This window comes from Rathayibacter sp. AY1C4, from assembly GCF_002932195.1.
Classification (GTDB): domain Bacteria; phylum Actinomycetota; class Actinomycetes; order Actinomycetales; family Microbacteriaceae; genus Rathayibacter.
Map to the genome: position 1 here is coordinate 18357 of NZ_PSWE01000031.1, position 20037 is coordinate 38393.

Sequence of the window (20037 nt, forward strand, 5' to 3'; positions counted from 1 at the left end):
CGATCCTTCCACGGGCGCGGGGCAGGATGGCGGGATGACCGGAGAGACGCGATGGCCGCGGTGACGAGCGCGGGGATCCTGCTGCACCGCGAGGGCCCCTCCGGCACCGAGGTGTTCCTCGGGCGGATGGGCGGCCCCTTCTGGACCCGGCGCCCCCGCGCGTGGACGATCCCGAAGGGCGTGCACACGGGCGACGAGACGCCGTTGGACGCCGCGCGCCGCGAGTTCGAGGAGGAGACCGGCGCTCCTCCGCCCGTCGGGGAGCTGACCCTCCTCGGCGCGTTCCGGCAGAGCGCGGCCAAGACCGTCACGGTCTTCGCCGGGCGCGGACACGCGGACACCGCCTTCGTCGCGAGCAACACCTTCGAGCTGGAGTGGCCGCGGGGCTCCGGCGTGCTGCGCAGCTTCCCCGAGCTGGAGGACGCCCGGTGGCACCCGCTCGACGAGGCCCGCTCGCTGGTGGTGGCCGGGCAGGTCGCCGCCCTCGACGCGCTGGCCGAACTGCTGGCGGATCCGGACGGCGGGGACCGGGCCGGCACCGCCCCCTAGTCCGCGGTCGCGTAGACCCGCAGGCCCAGCGGCACGATCCGCACCACGGCCTCGTCGAATCCGTCGCGGGAGCCGTCGAAGCGCTCGGTCTCGCCGTCGTGCGCCCACTCGGGGTCGTCCCCCGCGGGTCGGCGCGCGCCGACGGTGATCTCCGGCGTCGAGAACGACTCCACCACCGGTGCCCGCCAGCCGGGCACACGGCCGACCACCGGGGTCGCCGTACGGCCGAGCAGGAGCGAGAACGCTCCCCGGGTGCGAGGAGTCCGTCCTGAGTGCAGGATGCGCACGTCGAGGTGGCCGTCGTCGAGCCGACGCCGGGCGAGCGGGGCGGCCGTGCGCGGGTGCTCCTGGTTCACCCCGACGAAGTACGACCAGACGAGCTGCGTGCGCCCGTCGCGCCGGAGCTCGAACGGATCGGTGCGCCGCACGACCGAGAGGGCCGCGATCACGGCGGCGAGCGGCTTCCCGATCCGCTTCTCGCGCTTCTCGCGGGCCGCGACGAACTCCGGGTAGACGCCGATCGAGACCGTGTTGAGCACCGTGACCGGGTCTCCCCCGTCCGCGACGACCTCGGCCACGTCGACGTCGCGGCGCTCGCCGATCGTCGCCGCGTCGAGCGCGTCCTGGACGGTGAGCAGCCCCAGCGCCTTCGCGAAGTGGTTCATGGTCCCGCCCGGCAGCACGAGCAGCGTCATCCCCTCGGCGCGGGCGAGAGCGGCACCGACCGACATGGTCCCGTCCCCGCCGTAGATCCCGAGCACCCGGGGCGGAGAGTCCCCCGAGCGCGCCTCGCGCACCACGTCGGCGAGGTCCTCCCCCTCGGTCAGCCGGTGCACGCGCGCCTTCGGGAACCGGGCTCGGACCAGCGGCTCGGGATCGGGGCGGTGCGAGTCCCGGCCCGCGCCGGGGTTGAGGACCACGAGGAGGGCGGCGCCGTCCCCCAGCGGGCTGCGGTCGACGGGGGGCCGGGTCGCGCGCTCCGAGACGGGCACGTGGCGCGGCTCGGCCGGCAGGACGGCTCGGCCGACGACCGCGACCGCCGCGCCGAGCGCCGCGCCGCCGAGGACGTCCGAGAGCCAGTGGACGCCGACGTGCAGGCGGGAGAAGGCCACGGCGGCGGCGAGCGGGGCGACCGCCGCCCCCACTCGGGGCGACTCGAGCGCGACCCCGGCGGCGAAGGCAGCGGCGCTCGCCGCGTGCCCCGAGGGGAAGGACGCCGACGTCGGCACCGTCGCCAGGCGCCGGCCGACCGGGACGTCGACGAGGAGCGGCCGGTCGCCGCCGAACACGCGCTTGCCGACCAGGTTCGCGAGCGCGCTGGCCGCGGCGAGCGAGGCGGTCCCCCGCAGAGCCTCGAAGGGACGGCCCGCCAGGAGCAGCAGGACGCCGACGCCGGCCCAGAGGACTCCGTGGTCCGCGGCCCGGGAGAGCCCCACGAGCGCCCCGTCGACGACGGGCGACGGGCGACGGGCGTTCAGCCGCCGGGCCGCACGAGCGTCCGCCCGGCGCACGACGCGCGGGACGGTGACGAGTCGGCGGAGCAGGACAGACGGGGGTCGGGTTCCGCGGAGGGCCATGCGCTCAGCGTAGGAGGAGGCGCCTCCGCGGTCCCTGGACCGGTCGACGGCGCGCTACACCTCGCCGAAGCCCGACTCGACCAGATCGCCGAGCCGGCCGACCGCCTCGTGGGCCTGCGGCCCCGACGCCGAGAGGACGACCTCGTCCCCGCGGTCGAGCCCCAGCGACATCACGCCGAGCAGGCTCGTGGCGTCCTTGCCGTTCGCGTCGATCCGGGCGTCGAAGGTGGCGGCGAGCGTGACGAAGTCGGCCGCGGGACGGGCGTGCAGGCCGTTCGGGTTGATGAGGCGGACGCGGCGCTGCACGCGCTCGTCACCGGGCGAGGCCTCCTCGGCGGGAGCAGCGAGCGTCTCGACCCGGGCCGACTCCGCGGCGGCGAGCACCTCGTCCAGCGACGCCCCCGTGCCCGCGGCGACGGCGGCCGCGACCGCCCCCTCCACCAGCGGGGCGTCGGCGATCCGGACCCGGGCGCGCGCGTCGTCGTCGAGGAACTCGACCGCGGTCTCCGCCGTCATGATCGCCGAGCCGAGGTCGCAGAGGACGACGACCCCCTCGCCGGAGTCCGCTTCCGCCAGGGCCGCCGTGATGCGGTCGAAGCTGGTGCCGATGCCGCCGTCGTCCGTCCCGCCCGCGGCGACCAGCGCGACCGAGGCCGCCATCTGCTCCGCGAGCTCGACCAGCCCCTCCGCCAGCTGCGCGCTGTGCGAGACCAGGACCAGCCCGACGCTCACGCCGCCGCCTCGGCTGCTGCGCGGAGCAGGAGAACGGTCGACACGCTGCCGGGATCTCGGTGCCCGATGGCGCGCTCGCCGAGGTAGCTGGCGCGTCCCTTGCGGGCGACCAGCGGGTCCGTCGACTCCGCTCCCTTCTGCGCCGCCTCCGCCGCCGCGGCGAGGACGTCGGCCGGAGCCGCTCCCTCCTCGGCGGCGGCCGCGGCCGCGTCGACCGCCGGCGTCCACGCGTCCACCATCGTCTTGTCGCCCACCTCGGCCTTGCCGCGGAGCACGATGCCGTCCCTCGCCGCGGCCAGGAGAGCTGCGACGTCAGCGCCCTCGAGCGCGTCCTCGCCCGCGACCGCGGCGGAGGCCTTCAGGAACGCCGTGCCGAACAGCGGGCCCGAGGCGCCGCCGACGGTGGAGATGAGCGTCGTCGCGACCAGCTTGAGCACGTCCGCCGGGAGCCCCTGCTCCGGCGCCCCGTCCAGCTTCGCGACCACGGCCTGGAAGCCGCGGTCCATGTTCTCGCCGTGGTCCCCGTCGCCGATCGCCCGGTCGAGCGTGATCAGCTCGACCCGGTGCTCCGCGATCGACTCGGCGGCGCGGCGGATCCACGCCGTCGCCCACGCCGCGTCGAGCCCGGCTCCCTGTGCGTCCTGCATGGTCGTCTCCTCCTCGTGGGCCGCTCCTGCGGCTGTCGTTCCGGTCATGGTGTGCGCGCGGGCGCTCAGCGTCCCCACCGCAGCGCCGCGGTCTGCACCGGGGAGTCCCACAGCTCGGTCAGGGCGTCGTCGAGCTTGAGGACGGTGAGCGAGAAGCCCTGCATCTCGAGCGACGTCGTGTAGTTGCCGACGAGGCTGCGTGCGACGGTGATCCCCTTCTCGGCCAGCGCCTCGGCTGCGCGGCGGTAGGCGAGGTACAGCTCGATCTGCGGCGTGCCGCCCATGCCGTTCACCAGGAGCAGCACCTCGTCCCCGGAGGAGAACGGCAGGTCCTCCAGGATCGGGCCGAGGATCCGGTCGACGATGCGGTCGGCCGGCTCCAGCGCGATCTTCTCCCGGCCGGGCTCGCCGTGGATGCCGATGCCGATCTCGATCTCGTCCTCGCCCAGCTCGAAGCTCGGCTCGCCCGCGTGCGGGACGATGCACGGCGTGAGGGCGACGCCCATCGAGCGCACGTTGGCGATCACCGTCTCGGCGATCGTCGCGACCTCGTCGAGGGAGTCGCCCCGCTCGGCCGCCGCGCCCGCGATCCGCTCGACCAGCACGGTGCCGGCCACGCCGCGGCGGCCCGCGGTGTAGAGCGAGTCCTTCACCGCGACGTCGTCATCGACGATCACGCTGCGCACCTCGATCCCCTCGGCGCCGGCGAGGTCGGCCGCGGTCTCGAAGTTCAGGACGTCGCCCGTGTAGTTCTTCACGATGTGCAGCACACCCGCGCCGCCGTCGACGGCCTGCGTGGCCGCGACGATCGGGTCGGGCGTGGGCGAGGTGAAGACGGGACCGGGGACGGCGGCGTCCAGCATCCCGAATCCGACGAAGCCCGCGTGCAGCGGCTCGTGCCCGCTGCCGCCTCCGCTGACGATGCCCACCTTGCCCGAGCGGGGCGCGTCGGCCCGCACCACGAACAGGGGATCCGACACCACCCGGACCAGGTCGGCGTGCGCCAGGCCGAAGCCGGCCACCGACTCCGTGACGACGTTCTTCGGGTCGTTGATGAGCTTCTTCATCGAGGTCTCCTCCAGGATCGGGCCACCACTCGGGCGTCCCGTGACCTGCGGGCGATCCGGCGCGTGGTGGATCGCCGCCCGCACCGTCGCGGACAGCAGCCCCACGTTACGCCCTGCGCTCGCGCCTACGGCAGCGGGACGACGGCGCGCTGCGTCTCGCGGACCCACTCCTCGAGCTTGGCCGTGGCGGCCCCGGAGTCGACGGCCTCCGCCGCGCGGTCCATCGACGTCCGCAGGCGCTCCAGGACGGGCGTGCGCACCAGGTCCGGGTCGCGCGCCAGGTCGAACGCCGCGAGGCCCGCGGCCGCGTTCAGAAGGACGATGTCGCGGACGGGGCCGCCGTCTCCCGCGAGCACCGAGCGCACCACGCTCGCGTTGTAGGCGGCGTCGCGGCCGCGCAGCTCGTCGATCCGGGCGCGGGGCAGGCCCAGGTCGCGCGGATCGAGGTCGTGCTCGACCACGGAGCCGCGCGACACCTCCCAGATGTGGCTGTGACCCGTGGTCGTGAGCTCGTCGAGGCCGTCGTCCCCGCGGAACACCAGAGCCGTCGCCCCGCGCGTCCGGAACACGCCGACGACCAGCGGCACCCGGTCGAGGTGCGCCACCCCGACCGCAGAGGCCTCGGGACGGGCCGGATTGCAGAGCGGGCCGAGGAAGTTGAACACCGTCGGCACGCCCAGCTCGGCGCGCACCGGACCGGCGTGCCGGAAGCCGGGGTGGAAGAGGGACGCGAAGACGAAGGCGATCCCCGTCCGCCGGAACACCTCGGCCACCCGCTCGGGGGAGAGGGAGAGGTCGACCCCGAGTGCCGCGAGCACGTCGGAGGAGCCGGAGGAGGAGGACGCGGCCTTGTTCCCGTGCTTCACGACGGGCGTGCCGGCGGCGGCCGCGATGATCGACGCGGTGGAGGAGATGTTGACGGTCCCGAAGCGGTCCCCGCCCGTCCCGACGATGTCCAGGGCCATCGGGTCCACGTCCAGCGGCACCGCGTGGTCGAGGATCGCGTCGCGGAAGCCGACGATCTCGTCGACGGTCTCGCCCTTCGCCCGGAGGGCCACCAGCAGTCCGGCGAGCTGCGCCGGAGTCGCCGCGCCCTCCATCACCTGCTCCATGGCCCACGTCGCCTCGGAGACGCTCAGATCGGAGGACTCGAGGAGTGCGCTGAGAACGTGCGGCCAGGACAGGGTTTCCGACATGGCTCCCAGATTATGCGACGAGGATCGCCTCCCGGCTAGTGCGACTTCCCTCCCCTGCCATCGGCCATAATGGTCTGTGTGACGAGCACCTCTCTCTCCCCCACGGCCACCGCGCCCGTAGTGAACCGACCCAACCCGGTCGCGGTCGGAACGATCGTCTGGCTGGGCAGCGAGGTCATGTTCTTCGCGGGCCTCTTCGCGATCTACTTCACCCTGCGCAGCACCTCGCCCGAGCTCTGGGGCGCCGAGACCCAGATCCTCAACGTCCCCTACGCGGGCGTGAACACGGTGATCCTCGTGGCCTCGTCGTTCAGCTGCCAGTTCGGCGTGTTCGCCGCCGAGCGCCTGCAGCCGCGTGCGACGGGCCTCAGCCCGTTCAAGTGGGGCATGGTCGAGTGGTTCTTCCTCACCTACGCCCTGGGCGCGATCTTCGTCTCCGGCCAGGTGCTCGAGTACGCGACCCTCGTCTCCGAGGGCGTCACGCTCTCCAGCAACGCCTACGGCTCCGCCTTCTACCTGACGACCGGCTTCCACGCCCTGCACGTCACCGGCGGCCTCATCGCGTTCCTCCTCGTCATCGGCCGTGGCTTCGCGGTCAAGAACTTCGGCCACAAGGAGGCGACGAGCGCCATCGTCGTCTCGTACTACTGGCACTTCGTCGACGTCGTCTGGGTCGGCCTGTTCGCCGTCATCTACTTCCTCAAGTGACGCGCCCGCCGATGCCCCACTCCACTCCCGACCCCCGCAGGAAGGACGCCTCGATGGCCTCCCCGAAGACGAAGAGCCGAGCCAAGAAGGGTCGCCGCCACCCGCTCGCCACCCTGGCCCTGATCGCCATCGGCCTCGGGCTCACCGGCGGGACCTACGCCGCGGTCGGCGTCGCGACGTCCGCCTCGGCGGAGACGTCGTCCACCAGCCAGCAGACGATCGACGAGGGCTCGAAGCTCTTCGCCGCGAACTGCGCCACCTGCCACGGCCTCGACGCCGCGGGCACCGACAACGCTCCCTCCCTCATCGGAGTGGGCGCGGCGTCGGTCGACTTCCAGGTCGGCACCGGACGCATGCCGATGCAGATGCACGGCCCCCAGGCGCTCGAGAAGCCGGTGCAGTTCACCGACGAGCAGGTAGGCGAGCTCGCCGCCTATGTCGCGTCGCTGGCCCCCGGCCCCGCGATCCCCGAGGGCGAGGTCCTCGACGGACAGGGCGACGCGGCGAACGGCGCCGAGCTGTTCCGCATCAACTGCGCGATGTGCCACAACGTCGCCGGAGCCGGCGGCGCGCTCACGGAGGGCAAGTTCGCTCCCCCGCTGGGCGGCGTGACCGAGGCGCACATCTACGAGGCGATGGTCACCGGCCCGCAGAACATGCCGGTCTTCAACGACCTGAACATCTCGCCCGAGGACAAGCGCGACATCATCTCGTACCTCAAGTACATCGAGGCCAACCCGTCCCCGGGCGGATTCGCGCTCGGCTCCCTCGGGCCGGTCGCAGAGGGCCTGTTCCTCTGGATCTTCGGCCTCGGCGCGATCGTGGCCCTGACGGTGTGGATCACCGCCCGATCCAACTAGACGACTGCAGCGCCCTGACGGGCGCGACTGACCCACGGCACCGACTGGTGCCGACACGGCGTGAAAAGGAGAACCATGGCAGAGCACGATGAGGGTGGCACGGACCTCGCCACCTCGTCGGCCACCGGGCACGGAACGGCTCCGGCCGGCACCGCGGTCGTGACGCGGGACCGCGTCCAGGACCCGGGCCTCCCGCCGCACCGCCCCCGGATGACCGACCTCGACCCCAAGGTCGAGAAGCGTGCCGAGCGCACGGTGTACACGCTCTTCTACCTCTCCTTCGCGGGCTCGATCTTCGCGGTAGCCGCCTACATGGCGTTCCCGATCACCGAGGACGTCGCGTCGGTCCGGCTGAACACGCTGTTCATCGGCCTGGGCATGTCCCTCGCGCTCCTGGGCATCGGCATCGCCGCCGTCCATTGGGGCAAGCAGCTGATGTCGGACCACGAGGGCATCGACATCCGCCACCCCGTCCGCAGCGCGGAGCCCACCCGCGCCCGTGCGCTCGAGATCTTCGACCAGTCCGACAAGGAGTCCGGCTTCGGCCGCCGCTCCCTCGTCCGGAACAGCCTGATCGCCTCCCTCGTCGTGTTCCCCCTGCCCGCCGTGATCCTGTTCCGGGGCCTCGGCCCGCAGGACCAGAACCCCGTCGCCCTCCTCAAGACCACCCTGTGGGAAGAGGGCACGAGGCTCACCCTGGACCCGTCGGGAGCGCCGATCCTCGCATCGGACGTCACCCTCGGATCCGCCTTCCACGTCATCCCCGAGGGCCTCAACGACGCCGAGGGCAAGCTGGAGGAGAAGGCCAAGGCCGCCGTCCTCCTGATGCGCCTGAAGCCGGAGGACCTCATCGTCAGTGAGGGTCGCGAGACCTGGAACTACGACGGAATCGTCGCCTACTCCAAGATCTGCACGCACGTCGGCTGCCCCGTGGCGCTGTACGAGCAGCAGACCCACCACCTGCTGTGCCCGTGCCACCAGTCGCAATTCGACATCACGCGCGAGGCCGCCGTCATCTTCGGCCCGGCGAAGCGTCCGCTTCCGCAGCTCCCCATCACCGTCGACGCCGAGGGTTACCTGGTCGCCAGAAGCGACTTCACGGAGCCCGTCGGACCGTCCTTCTGGGAGCGATGACTCACATGTCCACCACCACCCCCTCACGCCCCTCCAGCTCCCCCGCGGAGCCCGAGGACGGCGTCATCCTCGGATCCGGCAAGTTCCAGAAGGGGTACGTCGGAGCGGCGTCGAACTACATCGACGAGCGCACGAGCATCTCCGCGGTCGTCAAGGAGTTCGGTCGCAAGATCTTCCCCGACCACTGGTCCTTCCTCCTCGGCGAGGTCGCGCTCTACAGCTTCGTCATCATCCTGCTGTCGGGCACGTTCCTCACCTTCTTCTTCCAGGCCTCGATGGTCGAGACGCACTACGAGGGCAGCTACCTGCCCCTCAAGGGCATCGAGATGTCGGCGGCGATGTCGTCCTCGCTCGACATCTCCTTCGACATCCGCGGCGGCCTGCTGATGCGGCAGATCCACCACTGGGCGGCGCTGTTGTTCGTGGCCTCGATCGGCCTGCACATGCTGCGCATCTTCTTCACCGGTGCGTTCCGCAAGCCCCGCGAGCTCAACTGGGTCATCGGCTTCGTCCTCTTCATCCTCGCGATGGCCGAGGGCTTCACCGGCTACTCGCTCCCCGACGACCTGCTCTCGGGCAACGGCCTCCGCATCATCGACGGCATGGTCAAGGGCATCCCGATCGTCGGCACCTGGATCTCGTTCCTGCTCTTCGGCGGCGAGTTCCCGGGCACCGACATCGTCGGCCGCCTCTACACGCTGCACATCCTGCTGCTGCCGGCGCTGGTGCTCGCGTTCATCGCCCTGCACCTCGTGTTCGTGGTCGTCCACAAGCACACCCAGTTCCCCGGTGCGGGCAAGACCGAGCAGAACGTCGTCGGCTACCCGGTGCTGCCGGTCTACGCCGCGAAGGCCGGTGGATTCTTCTTCATCGTCTTCGGCGTCGTCGTCCTCATCGCCTCGCTGTTCACGATCAACCCGATCTGGAACTACGGCCCGTACGACCCCTCGCCCGTCTCCGCGGGAACCCAGCCCGACTGGTACATCGGCTTCGCCGACGGCGCCCTGCGCCTCGTCCCGCCGGGACTCGAGTGGGCCATCCCGGGCATCGGAACCCTGTCGTTCAACATCCTGATCCCGCTCGTCGGTCTCGGACTGTTCATCGCCGTGGTCATGCTCTACCCGTTCCTCGAGGCGTGGATCACCGGTGACAAGCGCGAGCACCACCTGCTCGACCGCCCGCGCAACGCCGCGACCCGCACCGCGATCGGCGCCGCCGGAGTCAGCTTCTACGCCGTCCTCTGGGCCGCCGCCTCGTCCGACCTCATCGCGACGCACTTCCACCTCACGATGGAGGGCGTGATCCACAGCCTGCAGTTCCTGCTCATCGCGGGTCCGTTCATCGCGTACTTCATCACCAAGCGCATCTGCCTGGCGCTGCAGAAGAAGGACCGCGAGATCGCGCTGCACGGCTTCGAGTCGGGCCGCATCGTCCGCCTCCCCGGCGGCGAGTTCATCGAGGTGCACCAGCAGCTCGACGAGTACGAGCGCTGGAAGCTCGTCGGTCAGGACGAGTACGAGCCCCTGATGATCCGTCCGGACTCGCGTGGCCGCATCACCGCCCCGCAGCGCGTCCGCGCCGGCCTCTCCCGCTGGTTCTTCGAGGACCGGATCACCCCCGTCACCCAGAAGGAGCTCGAGAGCTCGCACAGCGAGCACTGATCCTCCCCCGAAGGGCCCGGACGTTCGTTCGTCCGGGCCCTTCGTCGTTCCCGCAGCGGGGCGGCGCCTGTCCTCCGGCGCGGTGGAGGTCGTCGGTGCACCGAGAGCCGGTGAGACCGGATCACAGCGCCTCGACGGCGACAAGCCGGCAGGAACGTGGGGCGATACTCCGGACCTCGAGACCTCCGCTCCTTGAATCACGAGACGCCGTCTCACCGCCGAGCTGGAGACGTCCGCCGCCATCCGATCATGGAGTGAGCCAGCCCCTCTGCGTGCTCGCAGTGTGGTCGTCCGGTGAGGTCCCCGGTCCCCGTACACGTCGAGACGCTCCGGATCGGTTCGAGGGTACCCATTCCCAGCAGGACTATCAGGACTGCCCTCCCCCCCACTCACGGTCGAACCCTCTGTGATCGGCGACGGCGACGCTCGCCGGTGAGACCGAGGATGCGACCTCCGGACATCGACGACCGTCGCTGCAGCGGCGTCTCAGGCTCCCTGGCGTCGCGCCGACCGGCACACAACCCGCTAGCCGTATCGAGGAGCTCCGAGAGCCGCAGGGGCGCGCGCGGTTCCGCCGGGGTGCGGGCTCCGCTGGGTTCGGAACGGTGTGCAGACGTCCGCAGGGCGGCGCAGGCGCCAGAACAGGCGCAGCAGGCCCACTACAGCCGCAGGCGCAGCAGTATCCGCGATCCGTAGCGCGCCACCGCCGTCGGCACACCCATAGGCGCACAGGAGAGCCGCCACAGGCGTAGCCCGCTCACCCCTGACCAGAGCAGGAGCCGTCGCAGCGCAGCCCCGTAGGGGTGATGACGCGGGCCGACGCTCCTGCTCGGCGCCGCCCGCTGCACTGCCCTGCGAGCTTCCGCGTCGCGGGCCGTCGGGAGGTGCCCAGACGAGTTCCTCCGCGCAGGACGCCTCGGTGTCCCGCCAGCAGGACACCGCGAGAGATCCAGCTCACCTCCTCATCCCTCACTGAGCGATCCCGGCCCTCACCGGGAGGCCCCGGCCCTCACCGGGAGGCCCCGGTCCTCACCGGGAGGTCCCGGCTCTCACCGGGAGGCTTGATCCGCCACCGATCGGCGAGTGACGCCCCTGCACGCAGCCGAACGGCCGAGCCGATCGGGTCCCAACCACGCGCGCTTCCTCCTGACTACACGAAAGGGCCGGGTGCACGGAGCCGAAGCCCTCGTGCACCCGGCCCTCGGCCGTGCGATGCGCCCTAGCGGGCGAAGTACCCGCGGTAGTACTCGTACACCCAGCCGGCGATGGCGACCAGGAAGAGCCCGACGGCGATGTAGGTGATCCAGAACCCCACGGCAAGGCCGAGGAATCCGAGGGCCGCGGAACCGCCCAGGATCAGGGGCCACCAGCTCCACGGGCTGAAGAAGCCCAGCTCGGGGTCTCCGTCATCGATATCCGCATCGAGGCGGTCCTCGGGGAGCTCGGCACCCTGCGCCTTGTGGACGCGGCCGACGTAGAACGCGATGAACGCGCCCAGCACGGCCGAGAGGCCGATGCCGACGGTGCCGACCCACTCCACCTGGCCCGTGTCGAGCAGCGACCACACGATGTACGTGATGTCGGCGAGGAGGAAGAAGCCCGCGAGGAGCCAGAAAAGATTGACGTTGGCGCGCATGGCCCTACTTCACCGTGCCTTCGGACTTGTCGTACGTGGGGGCGTCCGGAGCATCCTTCGCCGGACCGATTCCGACGGGGATGCCGGCCTCGGGATGGTTGAGGTCGAACGCCGGGGCCTCGCTGCGGATCCGCGGGATCGAGGTGAAGTTGTGGCGGGGCGGCGGGCACGAGGTGGCCCACTCGAGCGACCGGGAGAAGCCCCACGGGTCGTTCACCGTCACCTTGGGCGCCTTGCGGGCCGTGATGTACACGTTCAGGAAGAACGGGATCAGCGACACCGCGAGGATCATCGCTCCGACCGTCGACACCTGGTTCATCCAGGTGAAGCCGTCCTCGGGGAGGTAGCTGGCGTAGCGGCGCGGCATGCCGACGACGCCCAGCCAGTGCTGGATGAGGAAGGTGGTGTGGAAGCCGATGAACAGCAGCCAGAAGTGCCATTTGCCCAGCGTCTCGTTCAGCATCTTGCCGGTCCACTTCGGCCACCAGAAGTAGAAGCCCGAGAACATCGCGAAGACGACGGTTCCGAACACGACGTAGTGGAAGTGCGCCACCACGAAGTACGAGTCCGAGACGTGGAAGTCGAGCGGGGGCGACGCGAGGATCACGCCGGTGAGTCCACCGAAGGTGAAGGTGATCAGGAAGCCGATCGCCCAGATCATCGGGGTCTCGAAGGTCACCGATCCGCGCCACATGGTGCCGACCCAGTTGAAGATCTTCACGCCGGTCGGAACCGCGATGAGCATCGTCATCAGCGAGAAGAACGGCAGCAGGACCGATCCGGTGACGTACATGTGGTGCGCCCACACCGTCACGGAGAGGGCGGCGATCGCGATGGTCGCGTAGATCAGCGTCTTGTAGCCGAAGATCGGCTTGCGGCTGAAGACCGGGAAGACCTCGGACACGATGCCGAAGAACGGCAGCGCGATGATGTACACCTCGGGGTGGCCGAAGAACCAGAACAGGTGCTGCCAGAGCAGGACCCCGCCGTTGGCAGCATCGTAGATGTGTGCGTCGAACACGCGGTCGGCGCCGAGGGCGAACATCGCGGCGGCGAGCACCGGGAACGCGAGCAGCACGAGGATCGACGTCACCAGGATGTTCCAGGTGAAGATCGGCATGCGGAACATCGTCATGCCGGGAGCGCGCATCGTGATGATCGTCGTGATGAAGTTCACCGCGCCGAGGATCGTGCCGAAGCCCGAGAGCGCGAGGCCGAAGACCCAGAGATTGCCGCCGAGCCCTGGTGAGAACGTCGTACTCGACAGTGGCGCGTACGCGAACCACCCGAACGACGCCGCACCCTGCGGGGTGACGAATCCGGCGACCGCGATGAGCGAGCCGAAGCTGTAGAGCCAGTACGCGAAGGCGTTGAGGCGGGGGAACGCGACGTCGGGGGCGCCGATCTGCAACGGCATCAGGACGTTGGCGAACCCGGCGAAGAGCGGCGTCGCGAACATCAGCAGCATGATCGTGCCGTGCATCGTGAACAGCTGGTTGTACTGCTCGCGCGTCTCGACCACGTTCAGGCCGGGCTCGAACAGCTGGGCGCGGATGACCAGGGCCATCACGCCGGCGATGCAGAAGTAGATGAACGACGTGATCAGGTACATGTACCCGATGACCTTGTGGTCGGTCGACGTCATCCAGCGGACGAGGACGTTCGCCTTGCGCTGGACCGGCGGAGTGCCGGCGGTGCGCGTCGGGCGGGGTGCCGTGGCGGTGCTCATGCTCCCTTACTCCTCGTTCTCGCGGGCCGGCGCGCCGGTTCCGGGAAGGTTCGAATTGCGGTTGTACTCGGCGCCGAGCTGACCGGTCTGGCCCGCGTCGCGCAGCGACTGGATGTAGTCGTCGTACTCGCCCTGCGAGACGACCTTGACGTTGAAGAGCATCGCGGAGTGGTACTCGCCGCAGAGCTCGGCGCACTTGCCGGCGTAGGTCCCCTCCTTGAGAGGCGTGACGTACATGTAGTTCGTCTTGCCGGGGATCATGTCCTTCTTGTAGAGGAAGTCGACGACCCAGAAGGAGTGGATCACGTCGCGCGCGTCGAGCTGGATCTTGATCTTCTGTCCGACGGGCAGGTAGAGCGTGGGGATCTCGGATTCGACGAGCGAGCCGGCCGCGTCTCCGCCCTCCTGGTACTGGCCCTGGATGCCGGCGGAGTAGACGTCCTCGTCGACGTAGTTGAAGTCCCACGCCCACTGCTTGCCGTACACCTGGATGGTCTCGTCCGGGTCGTCGTAGGGCTGCTCGATGGCGGCCTGGTCGCGCGCGGTGAAGGCGAAGAAGCCGATCACGAGGATCAGCGGCACGATCGTGTAGAAGATCTCGATCGGCATGTTGTAGCGCAGCTGGACCGGCAGGCCGGTCTGCCCCTTGCGACGGCGGTAGACGACCACCGCCCAGATGGTGAGACCCCACGTGACGACGCCGACGGCGAGCAGGACGATCCAGGAGGTGACCCAGAGTCCGATGACGCGGTCGACGTGGTTCGTCGTGCCGGGTTCGGTGGGGAGCCAGCCCTGGAGCTGCTCTTGCGTGCAGCCCGCGAGGACGAGGGCGAGGGCTCCTGCGACGGGGGCAGCGACCCATCTGCGGATTCGGCGATTGAAGCGCACCGGTGACCTTTCGGAAGACTGGGGACCAGTTCACACGAAACTGTATTAGACCGGCTCCAGCCTACCCTTCCGCTCCGGCGGCCCGGTGCACGACGACCCGCTCTTGACGTCCCGGCCGAGTGGTGCAGTCATGACGAACGGCGCCCGACGGGCCACCGGAGTGGACTGTCGGACGCCGTTCGGAGGCGCTGCGGCCCGGGGCCGCCCGGCGTCAGTGGAAGCTGTCGCCGCAGGCGCAGCTGCCGCCCGCGTTGGGGTTGTCGATGGTGAAGCCCTGCTTCTGAATGGTGTCCTCGAAGTCGATCGAGGCGCCGTCGAGGTAGGGGACGCTCATCTTGTCGACGACGAGGCCGACGCCCTCGAACTCCACCGCGGCGTCGCCGTCGAGGGTGCGCTCGTCGAAGTAGAGCTGGTAGATGAGGCCGGAGCAGCCGCCGGGCTGCACCGCGACGCGCAGGCGCAGGTCGTCGCGGCCCTCCTGCTCGAGCAGGCTCTTGACCTTGGCGGCGGCGGTCGGGGTCATCGAGACGCCGTGGGCCGCGCTGGGCGGGGTGGCGAGGGGGGTCGCCGTCTGGTCGGTCAGTGTGTCTGACATGTCACTCCTCAGGGGACGGGCGGAACGGTCGTCGTGCCTTCCGGGATTCTACGGCTGCAACCCGGGTGGTCACCCGGGTATTCCACGACCGGTGGTCAGTCGCGGTGAGCGGCGGCGCGGAGCAGGAACAGCGCCTCGGTCTGCGCGGCGCGCTTGAAGACGCCCAGGTGCAGCGACTCGTTGGGGCTGTGCGCGCGCGAGTCGGGGTCCTCGACACCGGTGACGAGGATCTGAGCCTCGGGGAACTCGCGCACGAGGTCGGCGATGAACGGGATGCTCCCGCCGATCCCGGTCTCGAGGGGCTCGCGTCCCCAGGCGTCCGCCATCGCGCCCTTCACCAGGTCCACGGCCCAGCCGGTCGCGTCGACCAGGAACGGGCTGCCGGTGTCGACGTCCTCGATCGCGAGGTGGGCGCCGAACGGGGAGTTCGCCCGGAGGTGGCTCTCGATGGCGGCGAACGCCTCCTCCGCGTCCTGGCCGGGCGCGATGCGGGCGCTGATCTTCACGCGCACGGACGGGACGAGGGTGTTGGAGGCGTCGACGACGCTGGGCGCGTCGATCCCGGTGACCGTGACGGCCGGCTTCGACCACAGGCGCGAGAGGATCGCGCCGGTGCCGATCGGCGAGACCCCGTCGAGCAGCCCGGAGTCGCGGCGGAGGTCCTCCTCGGTCGTCTCGGGCACCGCTCCGTCGTGCTCGGTGAGGCCGGCGACGGCGACCGAGCCGTCCTCGTTCCAGAGCGTCGCGAGCAGGCGGACCGCCGCGAGCATCGCGTCCGGGACCGCTCCGCCGAGCATGCCCGAGTGCGAGGCGTGCGCGAGAGTGCTGACGGTGAGGGTGAAGGTGACGTTGCCGCGCAGGCCCACCGTCAGCGCGGGGGTGTCGACGTCCCAGTTGTCGCTGTCGGCGACGATGATCGCATCCGCGCGGAGGGCGTCGTGGTGCTCGCGGAGGAAGGTGGGGAACGAGCGCGACCCGAACTCCTCCTCCCCCTCGATGAAGAGGACGAGCCCGAGGTCGTGGTCCTCGCCCGCGACCTCGCGGAGTGCGCGCACCGCGGCGAGGTGGGACACGACTCCCGCCTTGTCGTCGGCGGCACCGCGCCCGTACAGGCGGTCGCCGCGCACGGTCGGCTCGAACGGAGGCGTCTCCCACGCCGACTCCGCGCCCTGCGGCTGCACGTCGTGGTGGGCGTAGAGGAGGACGGTCGGCGCTCCGTTGCGGGCGGCGCGGGTGGCCAGGACGGCAGGCTGGCCGAGCACGTCGGTGCCGTCGATCGTGGCGCTGTGGATCGCGACGTCGTCGAAGACGCCCGTCTCGCGCGCGAGCTCGGCGATGGCCTCGGCGCTGGCGGCCACGCGGGTGGCGTCGAAGCCGTCCCACGAGACGGACGGGATCCGCACGAGCTGCCCGAGCTGGGCGAGCGAGCGCGGCAGATCGTCGCGGACGGCGGCGAGGACGGCCTCCTCGCCGGAGGAGAGTGCGGGCGGAGTCGGAGCGTCGTGAGCCATGGAGGTAATCTTAAGAGACCCCCGATTCCAAGGACGTTCCCCGTGGCCAAGCACCCGATCGCAACCGACACGCCCGACGACGCCGGCTCCCCCGGCTCCGGGAAGGGCCGGCCGACGCCGACCCGGCGCGAGCAGGAGCTGGCCCGCAAGCGTCCGCTGGTCGTCACCGACCGCAAGCAGGCCGCCCGCGACGCCCGCGAGAAGGCCGCCGTGTCACGCGAGCAGGCCCGCATCGGCCTGGCCGCCGGCGACCAGCGCTACCTGCCGCTGCGCGACAAGGGTCCTCAGCGCAAGTTCGTGCGCGACTGGGTCGACGCACGCTTCAGCCTCGGCGAGTTCCTCATCCCGGTGATGGTCGTCGTCCTGCTGCTGAGCTTCTTCCCGCAGCCGGAGCTGCAGTACGCGACGCTCGTCATCCTCTGGGTGTTCTTCCTCCTCGCGGTGATCGACTGCATCCTCCTCGGCATGCGGATGCGCCGGAAGCTCGCCGAGCGCTACGGCGCCGACAAGGTCGAGAAGGGCATCCGCTGGTACGCCGCGATGCGCGCCCTCCAGCTGCGCGTCATGCGACTGCCGAAGCCCCAGGTCAAGCGCCGCGCCTTCCCCGAGTAGTCGGACGGCGGACCACGAAGGGCCCCTGCGGTCGCGCCTCGCGCGGCTCCGGGGCCCTTCGTCGTGCACGGCGGGTCAGGAGGCGCGGGCCAGTCCCCGGTTGATGTCCCGAGCCCACAGGGGCCCGCGGTAGATGAAGGCGGTGTAGCCCTGGACGAGGGTGGCGCCCGCGTCGAGGCGCTCGCGCACGTCCTCGGCCGTCTCGACTCCTCCGACGGAGATCACGCAGAAGGCCGCGGGGACCACGCCGCGGATCACGCGGAGCACCTCGAGCGAGCGCGCGGCCAGCGGGGCACCGGAGAGGCCGCCGGCGCCGGCCGCCTCGACCACGGCACGATCGGTCGAGAGGCCCTCCCGGGAGAGCGTCGTGTTGGTCGCGATGATCCCGTCTAGACCCAGGCGGACGGCGAGCTCGGCGACCCGGCCGACCTCGTCGTCGGAGAGGTCGGGGGCGATCTTGACCAGCAGGGGCGTCGTGTCGGCGGCGTCCTTGACGGCCGCGAGGAGCGGCTCGAGGCGGTCGATCTCCTGCAGGCCGCGGAGCCCGGGGGTGTTCGGCGAGCTGACGTTCACGACGAGGTAGTCGGCGAGCGGCGCGAGCAGGCGCGTGCTGATCAGGTAGTCCTCGATCGCGTCGTCCACCTCGACCACCCGGCTCTTGCCGATGTTCACGCCGATCACAGGGCGGCGGCGCGCGCTGCGCAGCCGGATCAGCCGTTGCGCCGCGGCCTCGGCGCCGTGATTGTTGAAGCCCATCCTGTTGACGACGGCGCGGTCCGCGATCAGCCGGAAGAGGCGCGGCCGGTCGTTGCCCGGCTGCGCCCGAGCGGTCAGGGTCCCGACCTCGACGTGTCCGAAGCCGAGCGCGCCGAAGCCCAGGACCGCGGTGGCGTCCTTGTCGAAGCCGGCCGCGACGCCGAACGGGGTCTTGAAGCGGAGGCCGAGCGTCTCTACCGCGGGCGTTCCGCGCGGGACGGTGGTCCGGCGCAGGACCGGAGCGAGGGCTCCGAGGGCCCGGATCACCGGGAAGCTCAGGTGGTGCGCCCGCTCCGGGTCGAGGCGGCGCAGGACGGTGCGGAACAGGAGCGGGTACACCCGGGCCTCAGATCTCGTCGGCGCTGTGGGGCACGGAGGTGCGCTCGGCGCGGAGCAGGGTGATCGCAGACTCGAAGTCGTCCAGCGAGTCGAACGCCTGGTAGACGCTCGCGAAGCGGAGGTAGGCGACCTCGTCGAGCTCGCGCAGCGGCGGCAGGATGGCGAGGCCGATGTCGTTCGCGTCGATCTGCGAGGCGCCCGTGGAGCGGATGCTCTCCTCCACCCGCTGCGCGAGCACGGCCAGATCGGTGTCGGTGACGGGCCGGCCCTGGCAGGCCTTCCGGACGCCGCTGACGATCTTCTCGCGGCTGAACGGCTCAACGACTCCGCTGCGCTTGATCACGACGAGGCTCGCGGTCTCGGTCGTCGAGAAGCGCCGGCCGCACGACGGGCACTGCCGGCGGCGGCGGATCGAGAGGCCGTCGTCGCTCGTGCGCGAGTCGATCACTCGGGAGTCGGGGTGCCGGCAGAAGGGGCAGAACATCGAGGGCCTCTCGGTCTCAGGCGAAGCGGGCGTCGACGGCGTCGCCGTGGGCGGGCAGCGCCTCGGCGTCGCTGAGAGCGCGGATGTGCGGGGCGACGCGCTCGAGCGCACCGCGGTCGTACGAGATCAGCTGCTGCGGCCGGAGGAAGGTGTAGGCGCCGAGCCCGGAGGAGAAGCGCGCCTGCCCGAGGGTCGGGAGCACGTGGTTGGAGCCGGCGAGGTAGTCGCCCAGGCTCACCGGGGTGGTCGGGCCGAGGAAGATCGCGCCGGCGTCGTGGATCCGCTCGGCCGTCGCGACGGGGTCGGCCGTGTGCAGCTCGAGGTGCTCGGGGCCGTAGGCGTCGCTGAACGCGCAGGCGAGCTCGAGGTCGTCGACGATCACGAGCGCGGACTGCGGGCCGTCGAGTGCGATGGCCACGCGCTCCGCGTGGTGGGTGGCAGCGGCCTGGGCGGCGACCTCGCGCTCGACGGCGGCGGCGAGCTCGGCGCTGTCGGTGACCAGGACCGCGGAGGCGGCCTCGTCGTGCTCGGCCTGGCTGACCAGGTCGGCGGCGACAAGGCGCGGGTCGGCGGAGTCGTCGGCGATCACGAGGATCTCGGTCGGGCCCGCCTCGGAGTCGATGCCGACCTGGCCGAGCACCTGGCGCTTCGCGGTGGTGACCCAGACGTTGCCCGGCCCGGTGATGATGCTGACGGGATCCAGCCCGATCGAGTCGACGCCGTAGGCCAGTGCGGCGACAGCTCCGGCGCCCCCGACCGCGTAGACCTCGTCGATGCCGAGCAGAGCGGCCGCCGCGAGGATCGTGGGGTGGACGGAGCCGCCGAACGCCTTCTGCGGCGGCGAGACCAGGGCGATGGAGGCGACTCCGGCGGCCTGCGCGGGCACGGCGTTCATGACGACGCTCGACGGGTAGACCGCCTTGCCGCCGGGGACGTACAGCCCGGCGCGGGCGACGGGCTGCCAGCGCTGGGTGACCGTGGCGCCGTCGTCGAGCTCGGTGGTGCGGGGCGGGGGGATCTGTGCGGCGCTGGCGCGGCGGACGCGCGCGATCGCCTCCTCGAGTGCGCTGCGGATGGCCGGGTCGAGGCGGTCGAGCGCCTCGGCGATCTGCTCGGCGGGCACGCGGAGGTGCGGGGGGCGCACGCCGTCCAGCCGCTCCGCCTGGTCGAGGAGCGCCTCCGCGCCGCGTTCTCGGACGTCGGCGATCAGCTCGGCGACGACGGGCCCGACGGAGGCGGACGTGCCCGGATTGCGGGGCACGAGGGCGAGGAGCTCGGCGGAGGAGGGACGACGGCCGCGGAGGTCGAGAGTCTGGATCATGGCCGCCCCAGTCTACGCGCCGCCCTCCCCCGCTC

The 20037-nt window shown here is 71.2% G+C and carries 19 protein-coding genes; 6 read left to right on the forward strand and 13 right to left on the reverse strand.

Annotated features, from left to right (window positions below; all coding sequences use genetic code 11):
• The first annotated feature begins 51 nt into the window (after positions 1-51).
• On the forward strand, positions 52-549 hold the full coding sequence (locus C5C99_RS14070; protein WP_104246759.1) for an NUDIX domain-containing protein: 498 nt from the start codon (positions 52-54) through the stop codon (positions 547-549).
• Here the strand turns inward: C5C99_RS14070 and C5C99_RS14075 are convergent.
• The 5 genes from C5C99_RS14075 to trpD all read right to left on the reverse strand — a co-directional run bounded on the left by C5C99_RS14075 (position 546) and on the right by trpD (position 5768).
• A complete protein-coding gene (locus C5C99_RS14075) occupies positions 546-2126 on the reverse strand; it encodes a bifunctional phosphatase PAP2/diacylglycerol kinase family protein (RefSeq protein WP_104340256.1) in 1581 nt (526 codons plus the stop codon). The genes C5C99_RS14070 and C5C99_RS14075 overlap by 4 nt on opposite strands.
• A gap of 54 nt (positions 2127-2180) precedes the next feature.
• Positions 2181-2858, reverse strand: a complete 678-nt coding sequence (gene dhaM / locus C5C99_RS14080; RefSeq protein WP_104261615.1) for a dihydroxyacetone kinase phosphoryl donor subunit DhaM — start codon at positions 2856-2858, stop codon at positions 2181-2183.
• Positions 2855-3505 carry a dihydroxyacetone kinase subunit DhaL gene (dhaL, locus tag C5C99_RS14085; protein ID WP_104261619.1) on the reverse strand — a complete coding sequence of 217 codons (651 nt, stop codon included), beginning with the start codon at positions 3503-3505 and terminating at the stop codon, positions 2855-2857. Before dhaL ends, dhaM begins: the two co-directional genes overlap by 4 nt.
• A 65-nt stretch (positions 3506-3570) precedes the next feature.
• Positions 3571-4572 carry a dihydroxyacetone kinase subunit DhaK gene (dhaK, locus tag C5C99_RS14090; RefSeq protein ID WP_104224645.1) on the reverse strand — a complete coding sequence of 334 codons (1002 nt, stop codon included), beginning with the start codon at positions 4570-4572 and terminating at the stop codon, positions 3571-3573.
• 125 nt (positions 4573-4697) lie between these two features.
• Positions 4698-5768, reverse strand: a complete 1071-nt coding sequence (gene trpD, locus C5C99_RS14095) for an anthranilate phosphoribosyltransferase (RefSeq protein ID WP_104225357.1) — start codon at positions 5766-5768, stop codon at positions 4698-4700.
• A gap of 69 nt (positions 5769-5837) precedes the next feature.
• On the opposite strand from trpD, the gene C5C99_RS14100 reads away from it, so the two are divergent.
• The 4 genes from C5C99_RS14100 to C5C99_RS14115 all read left to right on the forward strand — a co-directional run bounded on the left by C5C99_RS14100 (position 5838) and on the right by C5C99_RS14115 (position 10131).
• Positions 5838-6476, forward strand: coding sequence for a heme-copper oxidase subunit III (locus tag C5C99_RS14100; RefSeq protein WP_104340257.1), 639 nt, complete (start codon positions 5838-5840; stop codon positions 6474-6476).
• 53 nt (positions 6477-6529) lie between these two features.
• The gene (locus C5C99_RS14105) at positions 6530-7336 is read left to right on the forward strand and encodes a c-type cytochrome (RefSeq protein WP_104224648.1); all 807 of its coding nucleotides are present in this window, start codon (positions 6530-6532) and stop codon (positions 7334-7336) included.
• 75 nt (positions 7337-7411) lie between these two features.
• Entirely contained in the window at positions 7412-8470 is a 1059-nt protein-coding gene (locus tag C5C99_RS14110; protein ID WP_104225358.1) for a ubiquinol-cytochrome c reductase iron-sulfur subunit, read from the forward strand.
• A gap of 5 nt (positions 8471-8475) precedes the next feature.
• On the forward strand, positions 8476-10131 hold the full coding sequence (locus C5C99_RS14115; protein ID WP_104224650.1) for a ubiquinol-cytochrome c reductase cytochrome b subunit: 1656 nt from the start codon (positions 8476-8478) through the stop codon (positions 10129-10131).
• A 1219-nt stretch (positions 10132-11350) separates the two neighbouring features.
• Here the strand turns inward: C5C99_RS14115 and C5C99_RS14120 are convergent.
• From C5C99_RS14120 to C5C99_RS14140, 5 genes are all read right to left on the reverse strand, one after another.
• Positions 11351-11767, reverse strand: a complete 417-nt coding sequence (locus C5C99_RS14120) for a cytochrome c oxidase subunit 4 (protein ID WP_104224651.1) — start codon at positions 11765-11767, stop codon at positions 11351-11353.
• A 4-nt stretch (positions 11768-11771) separates the two neighbouring features.
• A complete protein-coding gene (gene ctaD, locus C5C99_RS14125; protein ID WP_104224652.1) occupies positions 11772-13496 on the reverse strand; it encodes a cytochrome c oxidase subunit I in 1725 nt (574 codons plus the stop codon).
• 6 nt (positions 13497-13502) lie between these two features.
• Entirely contained in the window at positions 13503-14384 is an 882-nt protein-coding gene (gene coxB, locus C5C99_RS14130) for a cytochrome c oxidase subunit II (RefSeq protein ID WP_104224653.1), read from the reverse strand.
• A 211-nt stretch (positions 14385-14595) separates the two neighbouring features.
• Positions 14596-14979, reverse strand: a complete 384-nt coding sequence (gene erpA / locus C5C99_RS14135) for an iron-sulfur cluster insertion protein ErpA (RefSeq protein ID WP_104224654.1) — start codon at positions 14977-14979, stop codon at positions 14596-14598.
• A gap of 95 nt (positions 14980-15074) precedes the next feature.
• On the reverse strand, positions 15075-16490 hold the full coding sequence (locus C5C99_RS14140; RefSeq protein ID WP_104340258.1) for a dipeptidase: 1416 nt from the start codon (positions 16488-16490) through the stop codon (positions 15075-15077).
• Positions 16491-16532: 42 nt separating this feature from the next.
• On the opposite strand from C5C99_RS14140, the gene C5C99_RS14145 reads away from it, so the two are divergent.
• A complete protein-coding gene (locus tag C5C99_RS14145; protein WP_181027102.1) occupies positions 16533-17102 on the forward strand; it encodes a DUF3043 domain-containing protein in 570 nt (189 codons plus the stop codon).
• 75 nt (positions 17103-17177) lie between these two features.
• Here the strand turns inward: C5C99_RS14145 and C5C99_RS14150 are convergent, their stop codons facing one another.
• Genes C5C99_RS14150 through hisD form a run of 3 tightly spaced genes read right to left on the reverse strand, consistent with a single transcriptional unit; the run spans position 17178 to position 20002 of the window.
• The gene (locus C5C99_RS14150; RefSeq protein ID WP_104340259.1) at positions 17178-18197 is read right to left on the reverse strand and encodes a quinone-dependent dihydroorotate dehydrogenase; all 1020 of its coding nucleotides are present in this window, start codon (positions 18195-18197) and stop codon (positions 17178-17180) included.
• A gap of 7 nt (positions 18198-18204) precedes the next feature.
• Entirely contained in the window at positions 18205-18681 is a 477-nt protein-coding gene (gene nrdR / locus C5C99_RS14155) for a transcriptional regulator NrdR (protein ID WP_104224657.1), read from the reverse strand.
• Between the two features lie 16 nt (positions 18682-18697).
• Positions 18698-20002, reverse strand: coding sequence for a histidinol dehydrogenase (hisD, locus tag C5C99_RS14160; RefSeq protein ID WP_104246755.1), 1305 nt, complete (start codon positions 20000-20002; stop codon positions 18698-18700).
• Positions 20003-20037: the final 35 nt, after the last annotated feature.